The organism is Nitrosomonas sp. Is79A3 (assembly GCF_000219585.1).
In the GTDB taxonomy this organism is placed as follows: domain Bacteria; phylum Pseudomonadota; class Gammaproteobacteria; order Burkholderiales; family Nitrosomonadaceae; genus Nitrosomonas.
On record NC_015731.1, the window covers coordinates 580,384 to 604,278 of the forward strand.

Genomic DNA, 23,895 nt, shown 5'->3' on the forward strand with positions numbered 1-23,895 from the left:
GACGATATAATTGTCAACAGGATATTTAGTCATTTCTTCAGGATTTTCCTTATATAAATGCAAGATTCAAAATCAGTTGGTGTTGTGACACCGCAATATGTAACCATTGACAAGCCGCTGCAGTTGAAAAGCGGATTGCTGCTGGATAACTATCATCTGGTGTATGAAACCTACGGGCAGTTGAATGCAGCACGATCCAATGCGGTACTAATTTGTCATGCGCTTTCGGGTAATCACCACGTGGCCGGTGTGTATGCGGATAAAGAAAAAAGCTACGGCTGGTGGGATAATATGGTGGGTCCGGGCAAGCCGATTGATACCAATCGTTTCTTTGTGATCGGTGTGAACAATCTGGGCGGTTGCCACGGTTCTACCGGTCCCGCCAGTATTGATACGAAAACTGGAAAACACTATGGCGCGAGCTTTCCTATTGTTACCGTGGAAGACTGGGTGGAAACTCAGGCCCAATTGGCCGAGCATCTGGGAATTGAACAGTTTGCCGTAATAGTTGGCGGCAGTCTGGGCGGAATGCAGGCGATGCAGTGGACGCTGGATTATCCGGAGAAAGTGCGCCATGCGCTGGTGATTGCCGCGGCGGCCAAATTGACGGCGCAAAATATCGCGTTTAACGATGTAGCCCGCCAGGCGATTATGACCGACCAGGAATTTTACGGCGGGAATTACTACGCTTACGACACTTTACCGAGACGCGGCTTGCGGCTGGCTCGCATGCTGGGGCATATTACTTATCTTTCCGATGACTCGATGGCGGCAAAGTTCGGGCGCAGTCTGCGTAAAAGTGAGCTTTCTTTCGGTTTTGATGTCGAGTTTGAAATCGAATCCTATTTGCGCTATCAAGGCGACAAGTTTGCGGATTTGTTCGATGCCAATAGCTATCTGCTAATGACCAAAGCGTTGGATTATTTTGATCCGGCCAATGCCTACGGGGGTGATTTAAGCGCGGCTTTCCAGGTTGCCAAGGCGAATTACCTGATTTTATCGTTTACAACGGATTGGCGTTTCTCGCCGGAGCGTTCCCGGGAGATTGTTAAAGCGCTCCTGGATAACAAGATTAACGTGAGTTATGCGGAAATCACTTCCAGCCACGGCCATGACTCGTTTCTGATGGAAACGCAGTATTACCATCAATTGGTGCGGGCGTATATGGACAATGTTTCTACCTGAGTGAAAGAGCGATTAATTAACCATGACTGATACAACAGCACCATCAACCATCGCATTACGCCCGGATTTCGCTGCTATTGCCGAATGGATTAAACCCGGCGCAAAGATTCTGGACTTAGGCTGCGGCGACGGCTCACTGCTGCGCTATTTGCGCGATACGCGTAATGTTTTTGGCTATGGCGTGGAAATCGACGACGACAATCTGCTCAGTTGCTTTTGTAATGGCATTAATGTGATCCAGAATGACCTGGAAACAGGGCTGTCCGGATTTGAATCGGATTCGTTCGATTATGTCATTCTGTCCCAGACTTTACAGGCCATGCGCCATACCGAAGGCATCATCCAGGAAATGCTGCGGGTGGGTAAGGAAGGCATTGTTTCATTTCCAAATTTCGGCTACTGGAAAAACCGCATGCAGGTTATTTCCGGGCATATGCCTGTGTCAAAAACTCTGCCGTATCATTGGTATGACACGCCCAATATCCATTTATGCACGTTGGGTGATTTTGAAGCGCTGTGCCAGCAATGTGACGCGCGTATTCTCGAACGCAGGGTGATGAACGGTGATCATCCGGTTAATTTCCTGCCGAATCTGATGGGAATGCTGGCGTTTTACCGCTTTGAGCGGCGAGAGTAATCGGGTTTCCTGGCAAATTAGGTGTTTAAGCGCGATTCGATGAATTTTTTTTGCAATGCGCTGCGGAGATTTCCATGCATTCAAGCGCTTCTAGCTCGGCTATCGTAAACCCTGCTTTTTGTCTGGCTGCATAATCAAATGGACCGGATATCGGCCGTGTAAAGTATTGGCTGATCAATTCTCGAAAGGTCCGCTCTGAATCCAGTCCGCGTTGCTGACAAAAATATTTAAACCAGCGCGATCCGATCGCCACATGCTCGACTTCATCATGCAAAATGATTTCTAACATTGCGGCCGTCTTCTCGTCACCGGCCTGACGCAAGCGTTTGATAATGCCGGGTGTCACATCCAATCCTCTGGCTTCCAGCACACGCGGCACCAGCGCCATGCGCACCATCGGATCAAATGCCGTGCGCTTAGCCATATCCCACAAACCATTATGTGCCGTGAATTCTCCATAGTCAGTGCCCAGCTCATTCAAGCGCGTGCGCAACAATCGAAAATGATAAGCTTCCTCTTCCGCCACTTTTATCCAATCGCTGTAGTACTGTTCAGGTAAATCACGGAAACGATATACGGCGTCCCAGGCAAGATTAACGGCGTTGAATTCGATATGCGCCATTGCATGGACTAGGGCGGAAATGCCCTCTTTGGTACCCAGGCCGCGTTTGGGTACCTTGTCGGGTGCCACCAGAACAGGTCTGCCCGGATGTCCGGGCTCGCCAATCGGTTCAGGCGTGTCTTTGCAATCTAAAGACAATAAGCCGTCACGCCATGTCTGTGCCGTTTGCCCGGCCAAACGCAGTTTTTCTTCGATTTCGCAGGCGATCAGGCAGTGCTCGGCGGTTTCAAATAGGGATTTCATAAGCCTGATCCAGTTAGAATATTTTTCTGGCCCCATTCTCCAGTGTTTCCCAATGAAAAGCGAATGAACTTATTGCCGTGCTGAATGCGAGGTTGGGAAAAACAGAAACTGACCTTAGATGAGAGGATTATTGTATTCTTGCAGTATCTCTATTTATCAGCTAAATACCGTCATGCATAACATACCGAATGATCCCATACTCCATGTTCCGTTGCCGGAAGGTCAGCCCATACTGCGCGTGGTGCCGATGCCATCGGATACTAACTATGCCGGTGATATTTTCGGCGGCTGGATCATGTCGCAAGTGGATATGGCGGGCAGTATCCCGGCTATCCGGCGCGCCCGCGGGCGGGTTGCTACGGTGGCCGTCAATTCTTTTGTATTCAAACAACCTGTGTTTGTCGGCGATATCGTCAGCCTCTATGCCGAAATTATTAAAGTGGGACATACTTCGATTACCGTCGATGTCTCGGTGTACGCGCAGCGTGGCGTGCGGGAAGGCGGTGATGAGGTTTGCATCAAAGTGACTGAGGCCGTACTGACTTACGTCGCTATCGATAACAACCGGCGGCCTAAAGTGGTGCCGCAGGAATAATTGGATTGGATGAAAGCTTAGCAGGCCGTTGAAAAACTATCTGCGTTGCCGCTGCGGTGTTAAAAACAAGCTCAAAATGCTCATTTGTCACGCATAAACTGCGCTTTTTCGCCTGTTTTTGACTTGCATCGGCTGCCTCGAAAACGTTTTTCAACGGCCTGTTAGCCGTGCTGACCAGTGCGTCGCTTTGGGCGTGAAATCAGGCTGGAAGGCTTTTCAATCAGGCGGCCGGAGGCATATTTGTGTAACACGCTGGCGATAAACGTTTGGTACGGAATGCCTTCTTCCAGCGCTCGTGCCTGAATATCCATTAGATCGGGTGAAGATAAACGAATATTGATTCGCTTGTCCTTGGTAAAAGTAGCGCTAGCCGCTGCTTTGAATTTGGCCAGATTTTCCTTCGAAGGTGAAATTGACTTGAGTTCGCCTTTTTCAAAAGCAGTCAGAATATCTTCTTCATAGGTATCAAGTTTTTTCATCATAATTGTTCCTTAACAAGTATTCTCGAGTGGCCTTTCTGCTCGGAATTACGGTTTTCAGAAAGAAGTAATCTGTTTCTTCAACGTAGGGTACCAAGTAAACATAACCATCGAGTGCCACGACGAGAATATATTGATTAGGATATTTCTCCGGATTGGGGTGATGCAACTCATCCAGCAGACCATCGGCTTCGATAGCCAGCACTATTTCCTCGAATGAAATGCCGCGATCTTTTTTTAACACCTCATTTTTGTCATGATTCCAACGAAATGGTTTCATAGGGGTAGTTTATATTGGTGTGTGCCTAATGTCACCTATTTGTATAGGATAGCAGTTAGGAAATATGAGTCCAAGTGATCGAAGCCGTGCTGACTAATCTTTTATCCTCACACCGCAATCGCTTGCCAAATCGGGTGTGTCCCTATATGTTGATAACATTTAATCACAGGTTACCGAAATGCTGAATCTACCCCAACGCACGCATATTTACCAGAATCACCATTTTGACAGCACGCGCTGGGATTATTTTGAATCGCGCGCTGATGATATCGTCATCGCAACGTCCTACAAAGCCGGCACGACGTGGACACAAGCGATAGTTGCGCATCTGCTCTTTCCGGACGGGAATTTCCCGGCGCCGCCTGCGCAAATGTCGCCGTGGCTGGACATGCGGGTTATTCCACTCGAAGTGGTTCTGAACAACCTGAAGGCGCAGCAGCATCGCCGCTTTATCAAGACACACTTGCCGCTCGATGGCGTGCCTTATAATGAAAAGACTAAATACCTCTATATCGCCCGCGATACCCGTGATGTTTTCATGTCGTTGTGGAATCACTATACCGGCATGAAGGAAGAGATGCTGATGCTCCTGAATATGCTGCCTGGGCGCATGGGGGACGAACTCCCGCCGCCGCCGGATGATATTCATACCTTCTGGCGGAATTGGATAACCCGTGGCTCGTTCGCGTGGGAAACCGACGGCTGGCCGTACTGGTCGCACCTCTCCAATGTTCAATCCTGGTGGAATTTCCGTCACCTGCCCAACATTCAGTTGTTCCACTACAGCGACATGCTTGCGGATACCGAGCGTGAGGTGCGCCGCATCGCTGCATTTCTGGAGATCGATGTGCCCGAGCAAGCTTGGGGCGGCATCATCAAAGCGATCTCCTTTAAAGAGATGAAACGCCAAGGCGAGTTGTATGCGCCGGGAGGTGGTCAGTTCTGGAAGGGCGGAGCGGAGACGTTTATGCACAAAGGTACCAATAATCGCTGGCGCGACGTACTCTCTGACGAAGAATTGGCGCTCTATGACACCGCTTGCGGGCGTGCGTTGACTCCGGATTGCCGGAAATGGCTGGAGAATGGTGGGACGATTTGATGGGGTTTTTGATTGACCGATAAGTTAGCTATTATAGGGATTGGTTGTATTTCTACAGAGCACTCATGAAAACTGAAATTTTGAACAAACTTCATTCCGAAGCGCTCATGTTACCGGAAGCAGAACGTGCCGGGTTGGCGCATGCTTTGGTTAAAAGCCTGGATGCGCCCGATGATACGGATGCATTGGAAGCTTGGAGGAAGGAAATTCTGCGCCGTCTTGCTGAAATTGATGCGAGTACCGCGAAATTGATTGATTGAGATGAATTTCGGCGGCGAATGCAGGCACGAATTGGCGGCTGATCGTGCGCCGGGTAAAGATTCTTGTGGAGGCCCCGCTAACACAGACATTGAGCCGCGCCACTGCGAAAACGACAGGAAACATAGTGTGCTTTTTCGATGCAGGTATGAATGACCTGTTCAGGGGTTTAGTCTCTGCCGCGAGTAGTAGGGTGCCAATGAGCGAAGCGCATTGCACCGGAATTTACATTGGCGCAATAAGAGCCATGCTCTACCTTGGTTTTGATTTAGATTATCTCTCGATTAATGCGCCTCCTTATATTGGCACATCCTACCGTGCTAGAAGCAATAGGATTTTGTAGGAATATATCTTTCATGGAGTGGCTAGGTATCGCGCTTGATACTGTTGAACTTCGCATTGAGGCGCATGATTCCTGCGACGTTGCATATTAGCGAATATAAATTGATGATGGCTAAGAGCAAAAAATAGCAAGCGATAAGACCTACTATTCGTCCTTCAATGTATTTCGCTACTACTAGCGCTGCTGTTGTGGTGAAGCTTACACCTACCGCATAGATTATAGCGTTTAGGTAAACAGTGAGGGCGCCCTTTTCCTCTAGCCAGCGATAGAATTGCGTGTCGATTTTTGCATAGAAGGACCATAGGAATGCTAAGGTTGCTGCGAACATTACTGCACCAAAGAGGGTGGCGATGTCGATAGAAGCAATGCGCACGAAATCCACTACCAAGTCTGCTGAAAGCCAAAGCGATAGGCAAACGAGTATCAGCGCGGCTGCCACGAGTTCCACTACGTACCCCCACAAAACCAATTTCCTACTCATCGATATCAGGAATAGGGTGAATGCGATCAATTTCTGCTGCTATGGCGACAAGCACATTTTGGGTTTCTTTGGATTTGGCAGTGGCGTGCATGCCTCGTACATAATCACGAAGGCCGCGAACATTGCCTCGGGCCGCGGAAGAGCCTGAACTGGTCTGTTCAAAAGAGCCATTCCGAAGTCCTTCGAATTGTACATCGCCCTTTTTGTATCCTTGTTCGGCGAGCACAGCGGAAGCAAACGGGCGAGCCTCTTCGGCTTTGGAAAGTCCGTTCGGATTCTTCATATCTTGTGTCATCTCCCGGATGCCGCTGTTTGCCAAATCCTCATACAGCAACTTGGTATAGCGATTTAGTTCTGGATTAGGTATGCGTAGGGTTACCCGCATACGCGTAAGTCGTTCGAACGACCGGAACAGACCAACAATCCCATTTTGTTCGGGTATAGGCTCAAGTGAGATCTTCGACCATAGTTCAAGTCGATTTGCTGCCGTGGCCAGGACGCGTTCGAAGAAATCTTTCCAAGCTGTGGGCGCTAACTCACCTGTGTGTTCGACTGCAACCAAGTGGCGAGCAAGATCGAAGAGGCAAACCGCTGTGCTCGCGAGCGGTGGATTCAGAGACGAAGTGCCCGTTGACATTCCATCATCAGTGACGATTGCTCCATCTCGTTCAAGAACACTACGCGCGAGCACGATGTACAATAGCGGGCGATCGGAATTGATCTCCGACAAATCCCTATATTCACGGACACTCCATTTGAAAACTGCAGAACGAGTCTTCTGAATCTGATCCTGCTCCTGCTCTGTAGCCATTTTTAGCACAGCAGAAATATCGGCATTAGTACGTATTCGAGCTATCGTTTTCTCGGTGAACAGATCGATGGTGTCTTCGATATTCAGGCGAAAGAGATGAAACGAAAATCTTTTTGTCAACTCTGTACTCCTTTGGGTGCTTAACAAAAATTAGATTTTCGGAATGGCATAGTATATTACTCAAGAAATGACAATTACTACGGCGGTATTCATGATATCTATATAATTTATAAGGTAATATGCTGATCCAGTTTTTCATCATAACATATATTATTTGAACCATAAATTTGATGATTAAATTGCCACTTTTCTCTCTAATCGATCTCTATCAGTTTCAAAAACCGTAACCGGTGATTGAGTGCGTTGCAATAACCAAGCAATTGGCAATTTCGAATCAGGATATTCATTCAATTGATCCAGCAACTGGCGTTTGGCTTTACCAATAACAACCAGAGCAATATGCTCACTATTAGCCAATATGTCCAACGAAAGACTAATCCGCAAAGAGGGTGCAATCGGCGGTGCGACAGCAACGCAATGGTGCCTAGAGAGCAATTCAGGATTCATCCCAGGAAACAACGAAGCAATATGCCCATCTTCTCCCAAACCCAATACCGTCAAACTCAATGGCAGCGGCAATTGATCCAAGCGCTGATGAATCTCATCGACGGCAGCAAAAGGATCATTGTGTTGAGTTTTGAGTCCGATAAAGCGTGTGTCTGCGGGGAGGTGATTCATCAGGTGCTGTTTTACCAAATGCTCGTTGGATTGTTCATCAGTAACGTCAACCCAGCGTTCGTCGCTCAACGTGACGGTGATTCGGTCCCAGGGTAATGCACATTTTGCCAGTGCGGGCAGGTAGTAACGCGGCGTGTTGCCGCCGGGGACGATCAGTGTGGCTTGGGGTTTATGAGCTAGCGTGTTTTGTAGCGTGGTTGCGGCAAAATTGGCAAAGGCTTGACTCAGCTGCTCGATATTCGGGAAGACATGGCGTTGCATCGGGAAGTTGATGCGCTTACGCGACTAATCCGCGTAAATTGGGAACGATTTTCACGTGTGCAGGGAAAGGATTCGGGTCGCCGGGAAAAACGCGGCCCAGGAAAGCAGTATTATTGGCTTGCGCACCTTCCAAATCCGCCATGGCATCGCCGATCATCAGCACCGATTCGGGGCTGAGTGCATGCGCGGATAAAATTTCCGCGATGATGGTTTTCTTGAGCGCCGGTGCACCACGCACTTCGGTGAAGTAAGGTGCTAGCCCGCGGCGTTCGACGATGACTTTAAGTTCCGTTTCCGGGGTGCCGGAGGCGACAAATAATGGAATTTTACCGGATTGCTGACGGATGAGTTCGACTGCGCCGGGCACAGCCTCGGCGGCAATGACGGCTTCGACAACCAGTTCGGAAAAGCGGATATCCAGTTGTTTTTCTTCTGCTTCCGTTAATGGGGGCTTTGAAAGGAAGTGTTCCTGAAAGTGACGGAATTTGCGGTAGCGCGACATGCCGCCGTTCTGGGTATGAAATTCCACCACTGCTGCGACGATGTCTTCACCGTAAGGACGATAAAGTTCCGCGAACGCCTGGGTTTTGATTTTTCCGGATTCCACCACGACGCCGTCAAAATCGAAAATGATCGCTTGCCAGTCGAAATTTTTCATAATTAAGCGCGGTTGTCCGAGGTGGCGGGGGTGGCGTCGTCGTTTTCATCGCCATGATGCAGGTCTTGGTGAATTTCCCGCAGGCAATCGAGTATGCCTTGTCCCAGATCGACGTGTTCATTCAGAACCAGCTTGCGGCCAACGCGGGGTTGAAACGCGTAGGGTGTAATTTCGTAGTGGTGCACGGTGTTGGCTTCGTCAAAATGCAATTCAACCGGCCACGGCAGGATTTCCGAGATCATTGTCATGACCTCTTTGATGCGCAATCTTTCCTGGCCGGTCAGAATCATGTGGCGGTTGGCAAATTCCGGCGCCAATATTTGTACGCTCATGCGCGCGGCATCTTCCACATGGATATATTCCCGCATGGCGTCGCCGCTGCCTTTGTAGGTAATGGAGTGATGGGCGACGGCTTCGTGCAGCATGCGATAGATGCCGTTGCGTTTATCCGAGCGCCGGCCATACAGCGAGCCATAGCGCAGAATGCTGTAGTCCAGACCGTAGCGCTCGTGGTAGGTTTCCGTGAAGCGTTCCGCAGCCTGCTTGCTGGCGCGATAGAAAGAACCGGATTCGGAATAAACATAAATGCTGCTGGCGAACACAAAACGGCGGGCTCCAGCAATGCGCGCGGCTTCCAAAGCGTGCATGTTGCCCAGCACATTGATGGTTGCGGTGGGAATGGGCTTGTCGTTGGCTTCATCAATATCCGCAATCGCGGCAAAGTTATACACGATGGATGTTCCCTTGGCAGCCTCGATCACTTGGTCGAGATTCATGATATCGCCAATGATCATTTCCTGATTACTTTTAAGATAGGGCGATGGGCTGCGGTCAAATAACCGTACCCGGTAACCTGCGGCCGATAACGCGTCGGCAACATGGCTGCCCAAAAAACCGCTGGCGCCAAATACAACAACCGTTTCATTCACCATAGTGTTATCCGTTATTGATTAGACCTGCTTTGATTAAACCCTGCAGCAGGTTCTCAGCCGCTTCAATTTCCATCAGTTGGCGTGATTCCCGGGCAAGAGAGCCGACATGCGACGTCAGGATGACGTTGCCGCTTTCGATTAATGGACCATGATAAGGTTCCTGCTCGAACACATCCAAGGCAGCGGCGCTGACTTTGCCTGTTTGTAATGCTGCTAAGAGTGCGTCTTCGTCGACCAATCCGCCGCGTGCGGCATTGATGACAATCGCTTCAGGTTTCATGGTTGTGAATGCCTTGGCATTCAGCAGATGGTGTGTTTCCGGCCCATAAGGCAGATGCAACGTGATAATGTCCGCAGTGGCCAGCAATTGCTCCAGGGATATCAATGCGACATCGGCAGGCACTTGACTTGCATACGGGTCGTGCGCAATCACTGTGGCTTCAAATGCTTGGCACAGGCGTGCAACACGCCGGCCGATATGTCCCATGCCGATGATGCCGACGGTTTGCGCGGCCAGCAGACGGCCTTGCGTGCGCGGCCACTCGCCGTTGCGCACCGATTGATCAATCTGGCGGATTTGCCGCAGCAGAGTCAATATCAGCCCCATTGTCAGCTCAGCTACGGCTTGTGCGGGTGCTTCCGGCGTGTTGAAAACCGCAATGCCATGTTTCTTTGCCGCCGCCAAGTCGACACTGTCTAACCCGGCACCGCAGCGCGAGATGACTTTTAGATTGCTGGCAGACTGAAATACGCGCTCGGTCAGTGGTTCAATCCCGGCGATCAGGCCGGTTGCGCCTTCCTGCAGTAATTCAATAATCTCATCCTCGGTGAGTTTGCGCCGGTGCGGATTGGTGGTTACTTGCATGCCGTTTTGCAGGAGTTGCTGAATCGGCGGGTTATTGTCAATGTCGAAAGAAGAAGTGGAAATGGCAAATGAACTCATGGCGTTTTCAGTGTTGCGCGGATACTTTGTAAGTGAGTGCGGCAAATGGAATCCAGAATACGTATATCCAGGCCATAGCCGAGAAAGTTAAAGCCGGCCTGAATACGTTGTTGCAGTGCTTCCAGATCCGGTTCGATGACATGGATGCCGCCGGGTTTGTTGGCGCGGCGGCCAGCTTCCAGAACTTGCGCAATGGCAGCCTGCACATCCGGATGGTTGAGATCGCCGGGGCGTCCCATCGAACCAGACAAATCATACGGGCCGATGATATAGGCATCGATACCTGGCACAGCCAGAATGCTATCAATGGCTTTGACCGCATCGACATGTTCGATCATCACGACGATTACCGCATTTTCATCCAGCCATTGCCGGTAAGCCTGGAAACTGTTGCCATAGCCCTGAGCGCGCGCAAGGCCGACGCCGCGTTGCCCGCGTGGCGGATAATACACACCATCGACGGCAGCTCTGGCGTCAACGGCGGATTTGATCATCGGCACCATCACGCCGGTTGCTCCGGCGTCCATGACGCGTTTGATCTGATCGGGGTGATTTGAGGTCAGGCGCACGATGGCCGGGCATTGTTTGCCGTCCAGCACCTGAATAAGGGATTGCACTTCGCTGAGTTCCAGCACGCTGTGTTCCATGTCCAGTACCAGCCAGTCAAATCCCGCCGCCGCCATGATTTCGGCAATCGATGGATGGCCCAGTGTGACCCATGAGCCAATGGTTAATTCGGACCGGCTCAATCTTGATTTTAATGACATGATTATTCCTAATAGCGGGTGAGTAGCGGGTCTGATTCCATCAGTTTCTCGACACGTGCTAGATCCGCCGTGGTATCCACCGCCTGGGTATTATATTCGGTGTGTACCATTTTAACCTGGAAGCCATGTTCGAGCAGGCGCAGCATGTCGACCGATTCCAATTGCTCCAGCGGTGTGGGGGTTAAATGGGTGTATTGAAACAACGTAGCGCGGCGAAACGGGATAATGCATACTTGTTTATATGCGGCGGTATCAGCAAAGCCGCTTTTGGCCAATGACGGAATCGGGCGGCGCGACATGTACAGCGCGTCACCTTGCTGATTCATCACTACTTTGATGGTGTTGACGTCCAGATAATCGGCTTCGTGATCAATTTTGCGCACCAGATTGACGCAACCCAACTGCGGATCATGTTTAAACGGCGCCACGGCGGTATCAATCATGTTCGGGTGTGTCATCGGTTCATCCCCTTGCACCATGACAATCAGATCCGCTTCCAGTTGGGTGACAGCTTCGGCCACGCGATCACTGGCGCGTTCGTGCGTATCGGCGGTCATAATCACCTTCGCGCCAAAACCTTCCGCGATTTGCCGGATTTCTTCATCGCAGGTAGCAATGTAGGTGGCATCGAGCGATTTGCTCATGGCGACGCGCTTATAGATATGTTCAATCATCGGGCGGCCCAATATTTTTGCGATGGGTTTGCCGGGGAAACGTGATGAACCCATGCGGGCGGGTATTACAGCGATTGTTCTCATTGAATTGTCGTGTGGTTGGTTAATATTTGCGCGTATAAAAAGTTACACTCAGAGGCTACTTGCTGATTATCAGGTTTTTCTTGTTTCTTGGGCAATACTTATTGTTAAATTTAACGAATTTCTTGCATGCTGTGATTTTATCCCGAAGCGGACATGGCCACGTTGCTGGTAATTGAATAATTGCAAGAGTAGAATGATCGCGCTTCATAGAGTCTTCTGTTTAAACTGGGAAAATAATAGAGATGCTGCATATCCTGAATATTTCTGAAACCTTATCATGGCTATGAAAGCCCTTTTCTTTCTTCGACATTATAACGATATTGATCATGTTACCCCGGTCATTTACAAGTGGATTGGATCGGGACACCAATGTGATGTGGTACTGATTGGTTCAACGCAATTCCGTCGCGATTTCCGCATTAAATATTTAAGCCAACTCGAAGGTGTGCGTGTCGCGCATATGAAGGAGCTGTTTCCGCTGGTCGAGTATTTAAAATGGCGCTTGCAAATGCTGATGTTGACGCGCAATGTCCGGCGCATAAAAGTTCTTGGCCGGTTGGCGGAGAAACTGGCAGACCGCTATGATGAGAAACAGCGTGAACCGTTGTGGCGGCATACCGCGGAATTCCTGTTGAACAGATGTTTTGGCGATGCGGGCAAAGGGGTTGTGGCTTTTGACTGGATTGAGCGGAATTCGGTGATTTGTGTGGAATGGGTTGAAGTGGTGGTAGCGATGGCAAAAGCAAGAGGCCTCGGTACGGTTTCCTTGCCGCATGGTGATAGTCCGCATGCCAGTCAATTGATTCGCCGTGGTGAAAGGCACTTGAAGCCAGACATTACATTTTCGGCAGCCAAGATATTTGATCGGGTGGTGGTGCCCAACGAGTTATGTTCCATTCGTTTTCGTCCATTTCTGGATGGTAATCAACTTGCCGTATTAGGTTCGCCGCGATATTGTGAAGAATGGCTAAAAATACTTGCCGGATTGATGCCGCCTTCGCCTCTTGTCCGCTCGGATAGCCGCCTTAAAATTGTCATGTTCCTCAGAAAATCCAACTTTACGACATTTTGGGAAGAAGTTGGCGAAGTGGTTCATATGATTGCCGAATTTCCCGGTGTGGAATTGATCATTAAACCGCATACGCGGAGCGGTTGGAAGCAATCCCTGACTAAAGACAGTTCGATCAAGCAATTGCCGAATGTACGTGTTGCGAGCGATGATGCGCATTCGGTGCATTTGATGAACTGGTCCGATGTGATTATTGATTTGGCTACTTCGGTGGTATTTGAAGCCGTCAGGGCAAAAAAGCCGGTATTGGCGGCTGATTATTTAATCGCAGCCCGTTCGGCTGTGGCGTATTACATGCCGGAAACAGAGATGAAATGCCGCGATGATGTATATGAAAAAATCAATTATTTTTTAACCAATGGTTGTGACTCCTTCTATATTGAAGAACATCGGCAGCGCTTTTTAAAGGAAATGCTGGATTTCCCGGATGCCGACGTACTGCCCCGTTATGTCGCGTTACTTGAGCAATCTGCAAGTTGAACTGTTTTACGTTCCCACCTAATTAGATTACCCCTATAACTTGAAAAAGGGATCATGATGCTGGCCAAAGATATATTGAATGAGTTGATTGTGGCGGCATATAAACTAAAAGGCGGGTATGCAGATGTGCAGGTTAGAGATCAGCGCATTCTAATTTCAGTCGATCATTTACGCACACTTAACCGTGCAAGGACTTATTCGATCAAAGAACCGGATACACTGGATTGGCTGGATAGTTTTGAACCCAACTCCTGTTATTTTGATATTGGCGCCAACATTGGTCAATATTCCTTATACCCGGCCAAAAAATATGGCGGCAAGATTCAGGTTTATGCGTTTGAGCCGCAAAGTAATAATTACTACGCACTGAACAAAAATATTTATTTTAACAATCTCAAAGAAAATATTTTATCGTATTGTGTTGCGGTTTCCGGGCAAAGCGAATTTTCCAAATTGTATATCCCCAAATTTATCCCGGGTGGTAATCGATCGCAATTTGGAAAAGAAGAAGACATTGAGAACTTGAAAATGTCAGCCACGCACATCCAAGGAATGTTTGGTGTGACGTTAGATGATTTATGCAGTAAGTGGGGATTCCCCTATCCGAATTATATCAAGATCGATGTCGATGGCATCGAAATTTCCATTCTGAAAGGCGCGGAGTCTGTATTGGCGCATCCTGCGTTACGGTCTGTTATTATCGAGCTAGGTACTGATGAAGAGCAGGCGAAAGCGATCGCTTTGATGAAACAAGCCGGTCTTGAAGTGAAACAGCGATCAACCCGGAACTGGGGAGAGGCGTATCTGATTTTTGAAAGGATCTAGCAGGCCGTTGAAAAACTATCTGCGTTGCCGCTGCGGTGTTAAAAACAGACTCAAAATGCTCATTTATTATGCATAAACTGCGCTTTTTCGCCTGTTTTTGCCTTGTATCGGCTGCCTCGAAAACGTTTTTCAACGGCCTGCTAGCCTGCAGGTTCTTATTTTGTATCGCTTCATGTTTTAGACATACTCGGACGGTTGCAAGAACGCTTGCTTACAATTTATGAATACACCCGTTGCGCCTTCTGTTGATGTCATCATACCTGTCTATAATGCGCCAGAGTTGACAAAGCGGTGTATTGATTCTGCTGTCACTGTTCTGGGTCCGTCGATTAGGACTATTTATATTCAAGACGATGCATCCGACACAGAGACTTGTGCGATGCTCGATCACTTGTGTTACCAGCAGCTTCATGTTTATCACGCGCCCGAAAATCAGGGGTTTGGCAAATCGGTCAATGACGCGGTGGCACGCTCGGATGCCGATTTGGTGCTCGTGCTTAATTCGGATACCGAAATTGACGAAAATTTCTTGCCGCTATTGTGCGAAGCTTTTGCGGCTGATCCGGAATTGGCGGTTATCAGTCCAGCGCATGACAATTCTGCCAGATCTAAACTGGATCGCTATCAACGCCGACCGGGGGGGTATATCGCCACGTATCGCTTTCAAGGGTATGCTTTTTTAATCCGGCGCAATCTATTTGCCGCAATGGGCGGATTTGATGTGCAGTTTGGCCGGGGTTATTTTGAAGATACTGATCTGGGACGTCGTTTGGTTCAGCAAGGATGGCGTATGGGTGTGCATCCGGATGCGTCCATCCACCATGCTGGGGGCGCATCGTTTGGACGCGGCCGGTCGTATCGGGTATTGGCGAAGCGTAACCGTGCATTATATCTTTCGCGTTATCCTGAAGCACGCCGCAATATTCTGCTGGTTTCAGGCCCCTACACATTGGCTGATTTATCTGTGCAACTGGCAGACTCAATTGATCAGGTGTTGCGGCAAGGTGGCGGCATTCATTGGCTGACACCCTTGCCATTACCCCAGTTATCTTGTCTGCAGATGCGGAACGGTACAGCAAGCATCAAAATGGCAATCGGACTGATGCTACGCGGCCGGTCTCGCGTGGACAAGCGTATTTCTGCAGTGTGGATTTTGCCGGGTGCACCCGTATTGTTGCAGATTCTATTAGTACTTTTTGCTCGTGTGCGTAACCTGGAAATACGGAAATGGGAAGCGGGGCAGTTTGAATTTGCCGGACGTTTATCAGATTCGCAGCAGGAATTTCCAGAGAAACCCGTATTAAAGCAAGAGATTATCAAACAGAATCTGGAATAATTGCAATGTTCAAGCAATTCAAATTTAAAACGATTTATTGAAAACAGCCTTCAATTGGTTTTATGCCAGCTAATATTACACATCAAGAATTGTTGGTAAGGTTTGCGCTAGTTCTCCTCTGCCTGGGGTTCTGGCGTAGCGAGGTGAATTATGTTTCTTTCCCGTTGCTCGGGATCGCTTGGGTATTAGACGGCGGTTTGTATCGATTAAGTCAGGCTATCAAAGAACCATTTGTACAGGCGATTCTTCTGTTATGCACGCTTTTGTTTTTAGGGTTGTTATGGAGTGAGTTGCTGGGAAACGGACGAATGAAATGGTTAAAGTACTTTATCCTATTGATTTTCATTCCATTCTACTCGCTGTTGAATAGAAAACGCCTGCCATGGGCGATAGGCGGGCTGGCGACAGGCTACTTGGGTGTTCTGTCTGTAGGGATCTATCAGTGGCTTGCCCTGGGAGTTCAGGGTATTCCGCTCGTGGGAATGTCTTATCTGAGTTTTTCAGCCATGCTTGGGGTTGGTGCAATAATGGCAGTTGGTTTTGCTGACATGAATCGGTCAAAGAAACTAGGGATATTGTTGTGGATTGTGGCGATTGCGTTAATATTTATTCAATTTCATCAGAATGGAAGAATTCTTCTGCTCGCAACGCTAATCGCTGTATTGCTTATGGCATTCTTGCGCTACAAAATAGAAATCAGAAAATTTATAGGTATTCTAATTTCCGTTTCGATAGTCACCGTGATTTTTGCTTATAACAGTCCTGTGTTTCAGGATAGATTAATTCAAGCAAAAAATGATATTGAATTGTTACAACAAGGTAATTACAGTTCTAGCTTAGGATATCGTCTTGCCATGTGGGATGTTGGACTGCACGCTATCGCTGAGCGCCCCCTGTCGGGCTATGGAACAGGTTCGCCTGAACGCTATTTCGACAATGCAATTTTGACGTACAAAAATGGCATATATAAGGATTTGCCGGAATTTCAGGAAACCTCCCATTATCATAATGATTGGATCGAGATTGGTATGCATATCGGTGTTCCCGGTATGCTGGCTTTACTGTTTTTGTACTGGGGCTGGTACCAGGCGTTTAAGAGAAGCCGCTTAGCGATATTGGGTGCAGGATTGGTGAGTTATATTATTCTGGCAGGGTTTACCGATGCTTTTATTATTTTCAGCAGGACGCCGGTTCTTTTGTTGTTGATCACGGGGATTATCATGAGCTGGCACAGACAAGTACCAGAGAGGATCTAAGCATATTATGCAACCAGAACGAATTGGCACTGAAACAACCACTGTTTGTTATCTGTGCGGTAAGCAGGGAACGATAGTGTATCGTAATCTGGTGGATCGGCTTTTTGGCGCTCCCGGGGAATGGACGTTCAAAAAATGCACAGATGCCGATTGCGGTGTGGTCTGGTTAGATCCCAGGCCGACGATTGATGAGGTTGGCAAAGCTTACCAAAATTATTACACGCATGATCAATCTAGTTATGCACAACAAACACGGTTGGCTCGTATTGTTCGCAGCATTCTGCACACTCTGAGCATTAGCTTACTGGGGTTACGTAGCGAGCGCCGCCGTTATAAGTGTATGTATCTGAATAAAATAGCCCCAGGCCGGTTACTGGAGGTGGGTTGCGGCAACGGAAAACGATTGGCGCGAATGCGGGCTTTGGGTTGGGATGTCACAGGGCAGGAGATTGATCCGGTGGCCTCGGAGTATGTGCGTGAAGAAAAAGGTATTCCCGTCCATTTAGGGCCGCTTGAAACCATGGATACTCCCGGAGAATTTGATGTTGTGATTCTGAGTCATGTCATTGAACATGTACATGATCCTGTTGCTTTGTTGAGGATGTGTCACCGTCTACTTAAAAAGAACGGTCTACTGGTATTGCTGACACCGAATGTTGCGAGCTATGGCCATCGCAAATTTGGGGCTGGCTGGCGTGGTCTTGAATCGCCTCGGCATATACATCTATTTACCTGTAAAACATTGGTTCGGCTTGCTCAAAAATCTGGTTTTAGCAATCCGAATTCTTGGACGACACCGATCGGTGCTTATGGGATTGGTCAAAGTAGCTCACCGTCAGCAGAAACTACTAAAGCAGGATGTCAGTGTATGACAACTCGTGATGTGTTGAGAGGATTCTGGTTTCAGCTGGCTGCGTACCTGGTTTTTCAATTCGATAAAAATTCCGGTGAGGAATCTGTGTTGATGGCGACAAAGTGAACAACTCTGTTCTGATCCGCTCTTATTAGGGAGGAAAAGTGATCGATTCTCAATCTCCGGTTATTCATGATTCAATTGAGATAATTCCTGTTAATCCGGCAATTGATGACTATATGATCAGTTTATTAACACAAACTGATCATCCTGTTCTCATAGAAATGGAAAAATTTGCACAGCTAAGAAATTTTCCGATTGTTAATCGCTTGGTGGGTGTTTTTCTTGAAACACAAGCGAAAATGATTAACGCAAAGCGGGTATTTGAATTCGGCAGCGGTTATGGTTATTCGGCTTACTGGTTTGCAAGGGCTGTTGGTGCCGATGGGTGTGTCATTTGCAGTGACGCTAATGACACGAATCGCGAACGCGCAGAAAAGTATCTTTCCACTGCTGCTTTATGGCAACGTATAGAATTCTGTGTGGATAGGGCGCAGGATGTTTTCGCACAGACTAATGGTCTATTTGATATTTGTTATAACGATGTGGATAAAGGCTATTATCCGGAAATCTGGCAAATGGCCAAGCATCGGATACGTCCCGGCGGGCTATATATTGCTGACAATGTGTTGTGGCATGGCCGTGTAGCCATGAAGAATTGCCCGGATGCTGAGTATGATTCAACAAAAGCGATTGTAGAACATAATCGGCTGATTTTTTCTGACCCGGATTTTGATACATTTATTAATCCAACGCGCGATGGTGTCATCGTCGCGAGAAAGAAATAATGCTAACCATGTTCAAGAAATGGTAACTGACTATGCGGATCTTCCGGTAGTATTGGTGTAATTCTCATGGCAGTTTAATAGATTAATTGGTATAGTTAATATATCTCATTTGTAATAGAGCGGGCTGTTACAGTGCGCTTGTTGTTGTAATACATATTTTTTCAGGGAAATAATAATATGCAAATTCATGTTTATGATACTTATGTTAAAGCGAAAGACGGGCATACGATGCATTTTGACGTATTCACAGCGGTGAAGGATGATCAGAAAGCGGTTGAGTATGCAAAGCAATGGCTTTCTACAATTGGCGAAGCGGACGCAACGGTCACCAGTAAGGAATGTAGCTTCTGTCATAGCCAGAGCGCACCTGCAAATGTGACTGATGAGATCAACAAGAATGGTTTTTACATTTACAAGATGGAAGGTTGTTAATCATTGTTTGCTGATTGTAAGAATTTAGATTTTAGATGCTGCATCTTGACTCTGATCAATCACTGAAATCGTATCGACCATCATACTCAAGGTTTCCGAAATGAAGCATAAATTTAGAAAATTAATAATAGCTGGTGCTGTTTTTACGTTGTGTAACTCGGTTCAAGCCGCAGAGCCAAAATTGATTGGTGAACACGGTGACTGGACGGCCTATATGTTTATGGAAAACAATAACAAAGTTTGCTATATGGTGAGTAAGCCCAAGAAATCAGAAGGCAATTACTCAAAGCGCGGTGATGTATTTGCTTTAATTACCCATCGTCCTGCTGAGAAAAGTAAAAATGTTTTTAGTTATATTGCCGGTTATGCATACAAACCTGGCAGTGAAGCGACAGTTACAGTGAATAATCAAAGTTTTCGTCTTTTTACTCAGGATGACTCAGCCTGGGCTTCTGATGAAGCAACCGATAATAAAATAACGGATGGTATAAAGCGCGGGAATTCATTGGTAATCAAGGGTGCATCAGCGCGCGGTACGGAAACAATCGATACTTTCGGATTGAGTGGCTCATCAGCAGCGCATAAGGCAATTTCATCTGAGTGTGGCGTGAAATAAATTTATTAGGTTTGTCCCGGAATATCGAATCTGCCTTGTATCAATAACAGGAAAGTCTATGCGTGACAAGATAGTTATTTATCAGAAGCCTACCTGCAGTAAATGTAGGGCGACATTATCTCTGCTGAAAGAAAGTGGTGAAGAATTTGAATCGATCAATTATTATGAAACTCCTCTAACGATTGATAAATTGCGAGAGTTGGTTCAGAAGCTCAATTTGCCGGTACGTGATCTTTTGCGCAAAGATGAGCCATCTGCGGGAAACTTAGGTGCGGCATCGGATGACGAAATCATTAAAGCAATGGTGGAGAATCCAGATCTGATTCAGCGCCCCATAGTCGTGCGTGGCAGCAAAGCGAGATTATGCAGACCGCCTGAGAACGTTATGGAATTGCTCAAGTAAATATAAGTTATATAAAACAGATGATTCCGTACAGTGTGTCTAGAATGTACGGAATCCCTATTCCAATATATTTGATGGAACTACGAACTATACAGCGGTTTCTTTCGCTGTATCCGATGAAGCGGAACTTGAATTTTTAGTGCTGCTAGCGCGAGCGGGTAATTTTTCACGGATACGTGCTGATTTTCCAGCGCGATCTCTAAGATAATAAAGTTTTGCGCGGCAAACTGCGCCTCTCCGCTTGATTTCTATACTCGCTATCAATGGCGAGTATGTTTGAAAAGTGCGTTCTACGCCTTCACCACTTGAAATTTTACGAACTGTAAATGCGGAATTCAGACCACGGTTGCGTTTTGCTATCACAACACCCTCATAAGCCTGCACACGTTTGCGGTCGCCTTCAACAACATTGACATTAACAATAACTGTATCTCCCGGGGAAAAAACAGGTATTTCTTTGTTAAGTCGCTTTATTTCTTCTGCTTCCAATTGTTCAATTAAGTTCATGTCTTCTTCCCCTATTTGCAGATCTTACCTGGATTTACAGGATTGTTTAAATTCTTCCAAAAGTTTTTCTTCTTCTACTGTCATGCCATGCGCAAATTTTAACTCAAATAAATCAGGCCGTTTTAACCATGTTCTGCCGAGCGCTTGTTGTAAGCGCCAGCGTCGAATATGCGCATGGTTTCCTGACATAAGTACCTCTGGCACCTGGTTGCCTTTATATATCTCAGGGCGAGTATAGTGCGGGCAATCCAATAACCCATCAGCAAAAGAGTCCTGATTCGCGGATTCCGGATCACCTAATGTTCCTGGAATCTGTCTGACGATACAATCGATTAATACCATTGCAGCCAACTCGCCACCTGAGACAACATAATCGCCAATAGAAATTTCCATATCAACTTGGCGCATGATTAAGCGTTCATCTATGCCTTCATACCGCCCGCAGAGCAATATTAAGCCCGGGAGTGTGCTAAGTTGTTTGACCATTTCGTGATCAAGCCGCTTTCCCTGTGGTGTCAGATAGGCTGTCTGAGTTTTTTCAATACCCAATGCCTTTTGTCTTGCTTTAGCCTGAGTGATGGCATCTTCTAATGGTTGTGCCATCATGACCATCCCCGGCCCTCCGCCATAAGGGCTGTCATCTACCGTACGATGATTGTCGTGAGTAAAGTCGCGCGGATTCCATGTGTTAAGTTGAAAGATGGCGTTCCTATTCGCCTTCCCTATAACGCCATATTGCGTAATGGCATTAAACATTTCCGGAAATAATGTGATGACATCGCATTCAAACGCCATTGCTTGTCACCTTAATAGTCTATACCCCAGTCAACCGTGATCCGAGAAAGCTTTAAATCAACTTTTACGATAATATGTTCGATAAAAGGGATGAGCCTTTCTTTTCCTTCTTGATCCATGCACTGTACGCGTAATACGTCATTCGCACCCGTTTCAAACAGACCTATCACCTTACCAAGTTCTTTGCCTTCTAAATTCACCACTTCAGTGCCAACTAAATCTGACCAATAGTAGCCGCTGTCCCCGTCTTCTGGTAAATCTGGCAATTGACTGCGTGGAACTGCTATTTGCATTCCTTTGAGCTTCAAAGCCTGTGTGCGGTCAGTGCATTCCTTTAGTCTTGCGTTTAATATGTTACCGTTAATATGCCCGGTTTCAACGCGCACTTCTTGCCATTCGTCATTTTCTTTTCTTAACCACCAAGATGGGTATTCCAGTAGTCCGTCAATATATTCAGTGTAAGGATTGACTTTTACCCAACCATGAATTCCAAAAGGGCCGATAATATGACCCATTATCGCCATCGGAACGACTGATTTATCTGTCTTAGCTATTTGCCGTCGCTTCTTTGCTGGTAGAAAATTGTTTGACCAACCGGGTTGCCGTTGTTGATAGCTGGGCACCTTGGGATTGCCAATATGCAACCCGATCCAGTTGAACCCGCAATGTTTCTTCACCACCGGTAGCTCTTGGGTTATAAAAGCCAACGCGCTCTATAAACCGGCCGTCGCGTGCGTAGCGGGAATTTGCCACAACCATATTAAAAAACGGACGTTTTTTTGCGCCACCTCTTGCCAATCTGATAATAACCATATTTTTGCCTATAAGCCTGTCTATAATTATGAAGCTTGAATTGAAATAACTTTTAATTTTACAGTAATTTCTGTAATTCTGACAAGTGATAAAATAACCATACTCTTGCGGCTATAAGCTCTTAACCAGCAGAAATTAACAAACGCGTTAAACATACGCTTCTATAGTGGAATAGATAAATTGCTCCCGAAGTTTTCCAAAGATTATATTATTCATGAATCAAACCAGTGTGTTTCATGTGGCTTATGTTTGCCGCATTGCCCAACTTATCGATTATTAAAATCAGAAGCTGATTCTCCGCGGGGGCGTATTGTTTTGATGAACGGGGTTGTTAATGGACGCATTCCTTTGAATGCGCGATTTATTCTACATATGGATCGGTGCTTAACATGCCGGGCTTGCGAATCTGTTTGTCCGAATAATGTTTCCTATGGTCATTTAATTGATGAGACGCGTGCGTTGATTGCAGATCACTCAGAATCCATGACGGTCATTCGAAAGTCAAGTGCGCGCAGTGTGTTGGAAAAGCAGCTGCTTACCCGGCCTGCACGCATAGATCGTTTGCGTCGATTGTTTTATTTTATACAGAAAAGCGGTTGGTTACGTTGGCTGCAAAAGCTGGACCAACTGGAGAAAAATAAATTATTTAAATTTATTGTGCAGCTTCCTTTGGTTAAGTTTCCTCTTGCAGCGATTGTTGATGGGAAGCGTGCTCCGGGTAAGCTTTGGAGGGATATATATCCGGCGGAAGGTAAAAAGCGTGGTGAAGTCGGTTTGTTCTTGGGATGTGTGGCACGAATAACGGATGTCTCGACATTAAATTCGAGCATCTATGTATTGAATCGCTTGGGTTATACCGTCCATATTCCAGCAGATCAAACTTGTTGTGGTGCCCTCCATCAGCATAGTGGCGCACTGAAACAAGCTGCTTTATTGGCACAACAAAACAAATCAGCTTTTTCCAGACTCAAAGCGGACACGATTATCAGTGCCGCATCGGGATGTGGTGTACAGTTGCTTGAATCCGGAGTAGTTGATGAGCGTAATTTGATTACAGACATCAGCCGGTTTCTGGCAACGGCTGAAGGATGGGAAAGAGTGAAAATAGCACCATTGCCGCAAAAAATTCTGGTGCATGATCCATGCAGTTTGCGTAATGTATTAAGGGATCAAGTGTATCCGTACAAATTGATTGCCCGTATACCTGGTGTGCAAATAGTGTCTCTACCAGGTAATGATCAATGCTGCGGTGCTGCGGGGACTTATTTCATGGATCAGCCTGAAATTGCGAGTAGTCTGCTGGAACCCAAACTATCTGCGGCGATGGATAGCGGTGCTCGACACCTAGTGACTTCGAATATTGGTTGCGCAATGCATATAGCAAATGGATTATACGAAAAAGGAATAGACTTAGAAGTGTTGCACCCAGTTACATTATTGGCAAGACAAATGGGTTTGGAATTATAATGAAAACCAGTTTTTATCGGGTGTAGGCAGGTCAGAATTTAAGTGTACCTGAATCTCTAAATATCGGCCTATAATGGATGCATAATTCTATCGATTTACGAAGTA

The 23,895-nt window shown here is 47.1% G+C and carries 30 protein-coding genes; 15 read left to right on the forward strand and 15 right to left on the reverse strand.

Annotated elements, in window-relative coordinates; translation table 11 throughout:
* The first annotated feature begins 57 nt into the window (after positions 1-57).
* Positions 58-1,185 (forward strand): homoserine O-acetyltransferase, encoded by a 1,128-nt coding sequence (locus NIT79A3_RS02635; protein WP_013964716.1) that lies wholly within the window; start codon positions 58-60, stop codon positions 1,183-1,185.
* Positions 1,186-1,207: 22 nt separating this feature from the next.
* Positions 1,208-1,822, forward strand: a complete 615-nt coding sequence (gene metW, locus NIT79A3_RS02640; RefSeq protein ID WP_013964717.1) for a methionine biosynthesis protein MetW — start codon at positions 1,208-1,210, stop codon at positions 1,820-1,822.
* Positions 1,823-1,847: 25 nt separating this feature from the next.
* Here metW and NIT79A3_RS02645 read toward each other — a convergent pair whose 3' ends face one another.
* Entirely contained in the window at positions 1,848-2,687 is an 840-nt protein-coding gene (locus NIT79A3_RS02645) for a ferritin-like domain-containing protein (RefSeq protein WP_013964718.1), read from the reverse strand.
* A 172-nt stretch (positions 2,688-2,859) separates the two neighbouring features.
* Here NIT79A3_RS02645 and NIT79A3_RS02650 point away from each other — a divergent pair, with 172 nt between their 5' ends.
* Complete coding sequence (locus NIT79A3_RS02650) at positions 2,860-3,282, forward strand: acyl-CoA thioesterase (RefSeq protein ID WP_013964719.1); 423 nt, start codon at positions 2,860-2,862, stop codon at positions 3,280-3,282.
* Between the two features lie 161 nt (positions 3,283-3,443).
* Here the strand turns inward: NIT79A3_RS02650 and NIT79A3_RS02655 are convergent, their stop codons facing one another.
* Positions 3,444-3,764: a hypothetical protein gene (locus NIT79A3_RS02655; RefSeq protein ID WP_013964720.1), complete on the reverse strand. Its 321-nt coding sequence runs from the start codon at positions 3,762-3,764 to the stop codon at positions 3,444-3,446.
* Entirely contained in the window at positions 3,748-4,041 is a 294-nt protein-coding gene (locus tag NIT79A3_RS02660; RefSeq protein ID WP_013964721.1) for a BrnT family toxin, read from the reverse strand. The genes NIT79A3_RS02655 and NIT79A3_RS02660 overlap by 17 nt, the downstream gene beginning before the upstream one ends.
* A gap of 178 nt (positions 4,042-4,219) precedes the next feature.
* Here NIT79A3_RS02660 and NIT79A3_RS02665 point away from each other — a divergent pair, with 178 nt between their 5' ends.
* Together NIT79A3_RS02665 and NIT79A3_RS02670 are read left to right on the forward strand one after the other, a co-directional pair.
* The gene (locus NIT79A3_RS02665) at positions 4,220-5,140 is read left to right on the forward strand and encodes a sulfotransferase domain-containing protein (protein WP_013964722.1); all 921 of its coding nucleotides are present in this window, start codon (positions 4,220-4,222) and stop codon (positions 5,138-5,140) included.
* A 65-nt stretch (positions 5,141-5,205) separates the two neighbouring features.
* On the forward strand, positions 5,206-5,400 hold the full coding sequence (locus NIT79A3_RS02670; RefSeq protein ID WP_013964723.1) for an addiction module protein: 195 nt from the start codon (positions 5,206-5,208) through the stop codon (positions 5,398-5,400).
* Between the two features lie 363 nt (positions 5,401-5,763).
* Here the strand turns inward: NIT79A3_RS02670 and NIT79A3_RS02680 are convergent, their stop codons facing one another.
* The 8 genes from NIT79A3_RS02680 to NIT79A3_RS02715 all read right to left on the reverse strand — a co-directional run bounded on the left by NIT79A3_RS02680 (position 5,764) and on the right by NIT79A3_RS02715 (position 12,090).
* The gene (locus NIT79A3_RS02680; RefSeq protein ID WP_156796991.1) at positions 5,764-6,189 is read right to left on the reverse strand and encodes a hypothetical protein; all 426 of its coding nucleotides are present in this window, start codon (positions 6,187-6,189) and stop codon (positions 5,764-5,766) included.
* Between the two features lie 25 nt (positions 6,190-6,214).
* Positions 6,215-7,153, reverse strand: coding sequence for a hypothetical protein (locus tag NIT79A3_RS02685; protein WP_013964725.1), 939 nt, complete (start codon positions 7,151-7,153; stop codon positions 6,215-6,217).
* A 174-nt stretch (positions 7,154-7,327) separates the two neighbouring features.
* Positions 7,328-8,032, reverse strand: a complete 705-nt coding sequence (gene pgl / locus NIT79A3_RS02690; protein ID WP_013964726.1) for a 6-phosphogluconolactonase — start codon at positions 8,030-8,032, stop codon at positions 7,328-7,330.
* Positions 8,033-8,048: 16 nt separating this feature from the next.
* Entirely contained in the window at positions 8,049-8,690 is a 642-nt protein-coding gene (locus NIT79A3_RS02695; RefSeq protein WP_013964727.1) for an HAD-IA family hydrolase, read from the reverse strand.
* Positions 8,691-8,692: 2 nt separating this feature from the next.
* Positions 8,693-9,622 carry an NAD(P)-dependent oxidoreductase gene (locus NIT79A3_RS02700; protein WP_013964728.1) on the reverse strand — a complete coding sequence of 310 codons (930 nt, stop codon included), beginning with the start codon at positions 9,620-9,622 and terminating at the stop codon, positions 8,693-8,695.
* Positions 9,623-9,626: 4 nt separating this feature from the next.
* Complete coding sequence (locus tag NIT79A3_RS02705; protein WP_013964729.1) at positions 9,627-10,565, reverse strand: phosphoglycerate dehydrogenase; 939 nt, start codon at positions 10,563-10,565, stop codon at positions 9,627-9,629.
* Complete coding sequence (locus NIT79A3_RS02710; RefSeq protein WP_013964730.1) at positions 10,562-11,332, reverse strand: aldolase/citrate lyase family protein; 771 nt, start codon at positions 11,330-11,332, stop codon at positions 10,562-10,564. Before NIT79A3_RS02710 ends, NIT79A3_RS02705 begins: the two co-directional genes overlap by 4 nt.
* Before the next feature lie 8 nt (positions 11,333-11,340).
* Complete coding sequence (locus NIT79A3_RS02715; RefSeq protein ID WP_013964731.1) at positions 11,341-12,090, reverse strand: 3-deoxy-manno-octulosonate cytidylyltransferase; 750 nt, start codon at positions 12,088-12,090, stop codon at positions 11,341-11,343.
* Between the two features lie 283 nt (positions 12,091-12,373).
* Here NIT79A3_RS02715 and NIT79A3_RS02720 point away from each other — a divergent pair, with 283 nt between their 5' ends.
* The 9 genes from NIT79A3_RS02720 (at position 12,374) to NIT79A3_RS02760 (ending at position 20,208) form a co-directional block, all read left to right on the forward strand.
* Positions 12,374-13,639, forward strand: a complete 1,266-nt coding sequence (locus NIT79A3_RS02720) for a hypothetical protein (RefSeq protein WP_041360481.1) — start codon at positions 12,374-12,376, stop codon at positions 13,637-13,639.
* Between the two features lie 54 nt (positions 13,640-13,693).
* Positions 13,694-14,464, forward strand: coding sequence for an FkbM family methyltransferase (locus tag NIT79A3_RS02725; protein ID WP_348225696.1), 771 nt, complete (start codon positions 13,694-13,696; stop codon positions 14,462-14,464).
* Positions 14,465-14,684: 220 nt separating this feature from the next.
* Positions 14,685-15,800, forward strand: coding sequence for a glycosyltransferase family 2 protein (locus NIT79A3_RS02730; RefSeq protein ID WP_013964734.1), 1,116 nt, complete (start codon positions 14,685-14,687; stop codon positions 15,798-15,800).
* A 62-nt stretch (positions 15,801-15,862) separates the two neighbouring features.
* Positions 15,863-17,056: an O-antigen ligase family protein gene (locus NIT79A3_RS02735; RefSeq protein ID WP_013964735.1), complete on the forward strand. Its 1,194-nt coding sequence runs from the start codon at positions 15,863-15,865 to the stop codon at positions 17,054-17,056.
* Between the two features lie 7 nt (positions 17,057-17,063).
* Positions 17,064-18,035, forward strand: a complete 972-nt coding sequence (locus tag NIT79A3_RS02740; protein WP_013964736.1) for a class I SAM-dependent methyltransferase — start codon at positions 17,064-17,066, stop codon at positions 18,033-18,035.
* Positions 18,036-18,073: 38 nt separating this feature from the next.
* Positions 18,074-18,757, forward strand: coding sequence for a class I SAM-dependent methyltransferase (locus NIT79A3_RS02745; RefSeq protein ID WP_013964737.1), 684 nt, complete (start codon positions 18,074-18,076; stop codon positions 18,755-18,757).
* A 177-nt stretch (positions 18,758-18,934) separates the two neighbouring features.
* A complete protein-coding gene (locus NIT79A3_RS02750) occupies positions 18,935-19,189 on the forward strand; it encodes a DUF2024 family protein (RefSeq protein ID WP_013964738.1) in 255 nt (84 codons plus the stop codon).
* Positions 19,190-19,289: 100 nt separating this feature from the next.
* Positions 19,290-19,805, forward strand: a complete 516-nt coding sequence (locus tag NIT79A3_RS02755; RefSeq protein ID WP_013964739.1) for an invasion associated locus B family protein — start codon at positions 19,290-19,292, stop codon at positions 19,803-19,805.
* Between the two features lie 58 nt (positions 19,806-19,863).
* On the forward strand, positions 19,864-20,208 hold the full coding sequence (locus NIT79A3_RS02760; RefSeq protein WP_013964740.1) for an arsenate reductase family protein: 345 nt from the start codon (positions 19,864-19,866) through the stop codon (positions 20,206-20,208).
* Between the two features lie 87 nt (positions 20,209-20,295).
* Here NIT79A3_RS02760 and rplS read toward each other — a convergent pair whose 3' ends face one another.
* Genes rplS through rpsP form a run of 4 tightly spaced genes read right to left on the reverse strand, consistent with a single transcriptional unit; the run spans position 20,296 to position 22,323 of the window.
* Positions 20,296-20,715 carry a 50S ribosomal protein L19 gene (rplS, locus tag NIT79A3_RS02765; protein WP_013964741.1) on the reverse strand — a complete coding sequence of 140 codons (420 nt, stop codon included), beginning with the start codon at positions 20,713-20,715 and terminating at the stop codon, positions 20,296-20,298.
* Between the two features lie 24 nt (positions 20,716-20,739).
* A complete protein-coding gene (gene trmD / locus NIT79A3_RS02770; protein ID WP_013964742.1) occupies positions 20,740-21,510 on the reverse strand; it encodes a tRNA (guanosine(37)-N1)-methyltransferase TrmD in 771 nt (256 codons plus the stop codon).
* Between the two features lie 11 nt (positions 21,511-21,521).
* Positions 21,522-22,025 carry a ribosome maturation factor RimM gene (gene rimM / locus NIT79A3_RS02775; protein ID WP_013964743.1) on the reverse strand — a complete coding sequence of 168 codons (504 nt, stop codon included), beginning with the start codon at positions 22,023-22,025 and terminating at the stop codon, positions 21,522-21,524.
* 31 nt (positions 22,026-22,056) lie between these two features.
* Positions 22,057-22,323: a 30S ribosomal protein S16 gene (gene rpsP / locus NIT79A3_RS02780; protein WP_013964744.1), complete on the reverse strand. Its 267-nt coding sequence runs from the start codon at positions 22,321-22,323 to the stop codon at positions 22,057-22,059.
* 180 nt (positions 22,324-22,503) lie between these two features.
* Here rpsP and NIT79A3_RS02785 point away from each other — a divergent pair, with 180 nt between their 5' ends.
* On the forward strand, positions 22,504-23,790 hold the full coding sequence (locus tag NIT79A3_RS02785; protein ID WP_013964745.1) for a (Fe-S)-binding protein: 1,287 nt from the start codon (positions 22,504-22,506) through the stop codon (positions 23,788-23,790).
* Positions 23,791-23,895: the final 105 nt, after the last annotated feature.

Excerpts from the sequence above, each read along its gene's own strand:
- rplS (WP_013964741.1), bottom strand. The coding sequence starts at position 20,715 with ATGAACTTAATTGAACAATTGGAAGCAGAAGAAATAAAGCGACTTAAC.
- NIT79A3_RS02660 (WP_013964721.1), bottom strand. The coding sequence starts at position 4,041 with ATGAAACCATTTCGTTGGAATCATGACAAAAATGAGGTGTTAAAAAAA.
- pgl (WP_013964726.1), bottom strand. The coding sequence starts at position 8,032 with ATGCAACGCCATGTCTTCCCGAATATCGAGCAGCTGAGTCAAGCCTTT.
- NIT79A3_RS02670 (WP_013964723.1), top strand. The coding sequence starts at position 5,206 with ATGAAAACTGAAATTTTGAACAAACTTCATTCCGAAGCGCTCATGTTA.
- NIT79A3_RS02760 (WP_013964740.1), top strand. The coding sequence starts at position 19,864 with ATGCGTGACAAGATAGTTATTTATCAGAAGCCTACCTGCAGTAAATGT.
- trmD (WP_013964742.1), bottom strand. The coding sequence starts at position 21,510 with ATGGCGTTTGAATGCGATGTCATCACATTATTTCCGGAAATGTTTAAT.
- NIT79A3_RS02650 (WP_013964719.1), top strand. The coding sequence starts at position 2,860 with ATGCATAACATACCGAATGATCCCATACTCCATGTTCCGTTGCCGGAA.
- rpsP (WP_013964744.1), bottom strand. The coding sequence starts at position 22,323 with ATGGTTATTATCAGATTGGCAAGAGGTGGCGCAAAAAAACGTCCGTTT.
- rimM (WP_013964743.1), bottom strand. The coding sequence starts at position 22,025 with ATGGGTCATATTATCGGCCCTTTTGGAATTCATGGTTGGGTAAAAGTC.
- NIT79A3_RS02645 (WP_013964718.1), bottom strand. The coding sequence starts at position 2,687 with ATGAAATCCCTATTTGAAACCGCCGAGCACTGCCTGATCGCCTGCGAA.
- NIT79A3_RS02730 (WP_013964734.1), top strand. The coding sequence starts at position 14,685 with ATGAATACACCCGTTGCGCCTTCTGTTGATGTCATCATACCTGTCTAT.
- NIT79A3_RS02725 (WP_348225696.1), top strand. The coding sequence starts at position 13,694 with ATGATGCTGGCCAAAGATATATTGAATGAGTTGATTGTGGCGGCATAT.
- NIT79A3_RS02715 (WP_013964731.1), bottom strand. The coding sequence starts at position 12,090 with ATGAGAACAATCGCTGTAATACCCGCCCGCATGGGTTCATCACGTTTC.
- NIT79A3_RS02700 (WP_013964728.1), bottom strand. The coding sequence starts at position 9,622 with ATGGTGAATGAAACGGTTGTTGTATTTGGCGCCAGCGGTTTTTTGGGC.
- NIT79A3_RS02710 (WP_013964730.1), bottom strand. The coding sequence starts at position 11,332 with ATGTCATTAAAATCAAGATTGAGCCGGTCCGAATTAACCATTGGCTCA.
- NIT79A3_RS02735 (WP_013964735.1), top strand. The coding sequence starts at position 15,863 with ATGCCAGCTAATATTACACATCAAGAATTGTTGGTAAGGTTTGCGCTA.
- NIT79A3_RS02655 (WP_013964720.1), bottom strand. The coding sequence starts at position 3,764 with ATGATGAAAAAACTTGATACCTATGAAGAAGATATTCTGACTGCTTTT.
- NIT79A3_RS02750 (WP_013964738.1), top strand. The coding sequence starts at position 18,935 with ATGCAAATTCATGTTTATGATACTTATGTTAAAGCGAAAGACGGGCAT.
- NIT79A3_RS02665 (WP_013964722.1), top strand. The coding sequence starts at position 4,220 with ATGCTGAATCTACCCCAACGCACGCATATTTACCAGAATCACCATTTT.
- NIT79A3_RS02705 (WP_013964729.1), bottom strand. The coding sequence starts at position 10,565 with ATGAGTTCATTTGCCATTTCCACTTCTTCTTTCGACATTGACAATAAC.
- NIT79A3_RS02635 (WP_013964716.1), top strand. The coding sequence starts at position 58 with ATGCAAGATTCAAAATCAGTTGGTGTTGTGACACCGCAATATGTAACC.
- metW (WP_013964717.1), top strand. The coding sequence starts at position 1,208 with ATGACTGATACAACAGCACCATCAACCATCGCATTACGCCCGGATTTC.
- NIT79A3_RS02720 (WP_041360481.1), top strand. The coding sequence starts at position 12,374 with ATGAAAGCCCTTTTCTTTCTTCGACATTATAACGATATTGATCATGTT.
- NIT79A3_RS02755 (WP_013964739.1), top strand. The coding sequence starts at position 19,290 with ATGAAGCATAAATTTAGAAAATTAATAATAGCTGGTGCTGTTTTTACG.
- NIT79A3_RS02740 (WP_013964736.1), top strand. The coding sequence starts at position 17,064 with ATGCAACCAGAACGAATTGGCACTGAAACAACCACTGTTTGTTATCTG.
- NIT79A3_RS02695 (WP_013964727.1), bottom strand. The coding sequence starts at position 8,690 with ATGAAAAATTTCGACTGGCAAGCGATCATTTTCGATTTTGACGGCGTC.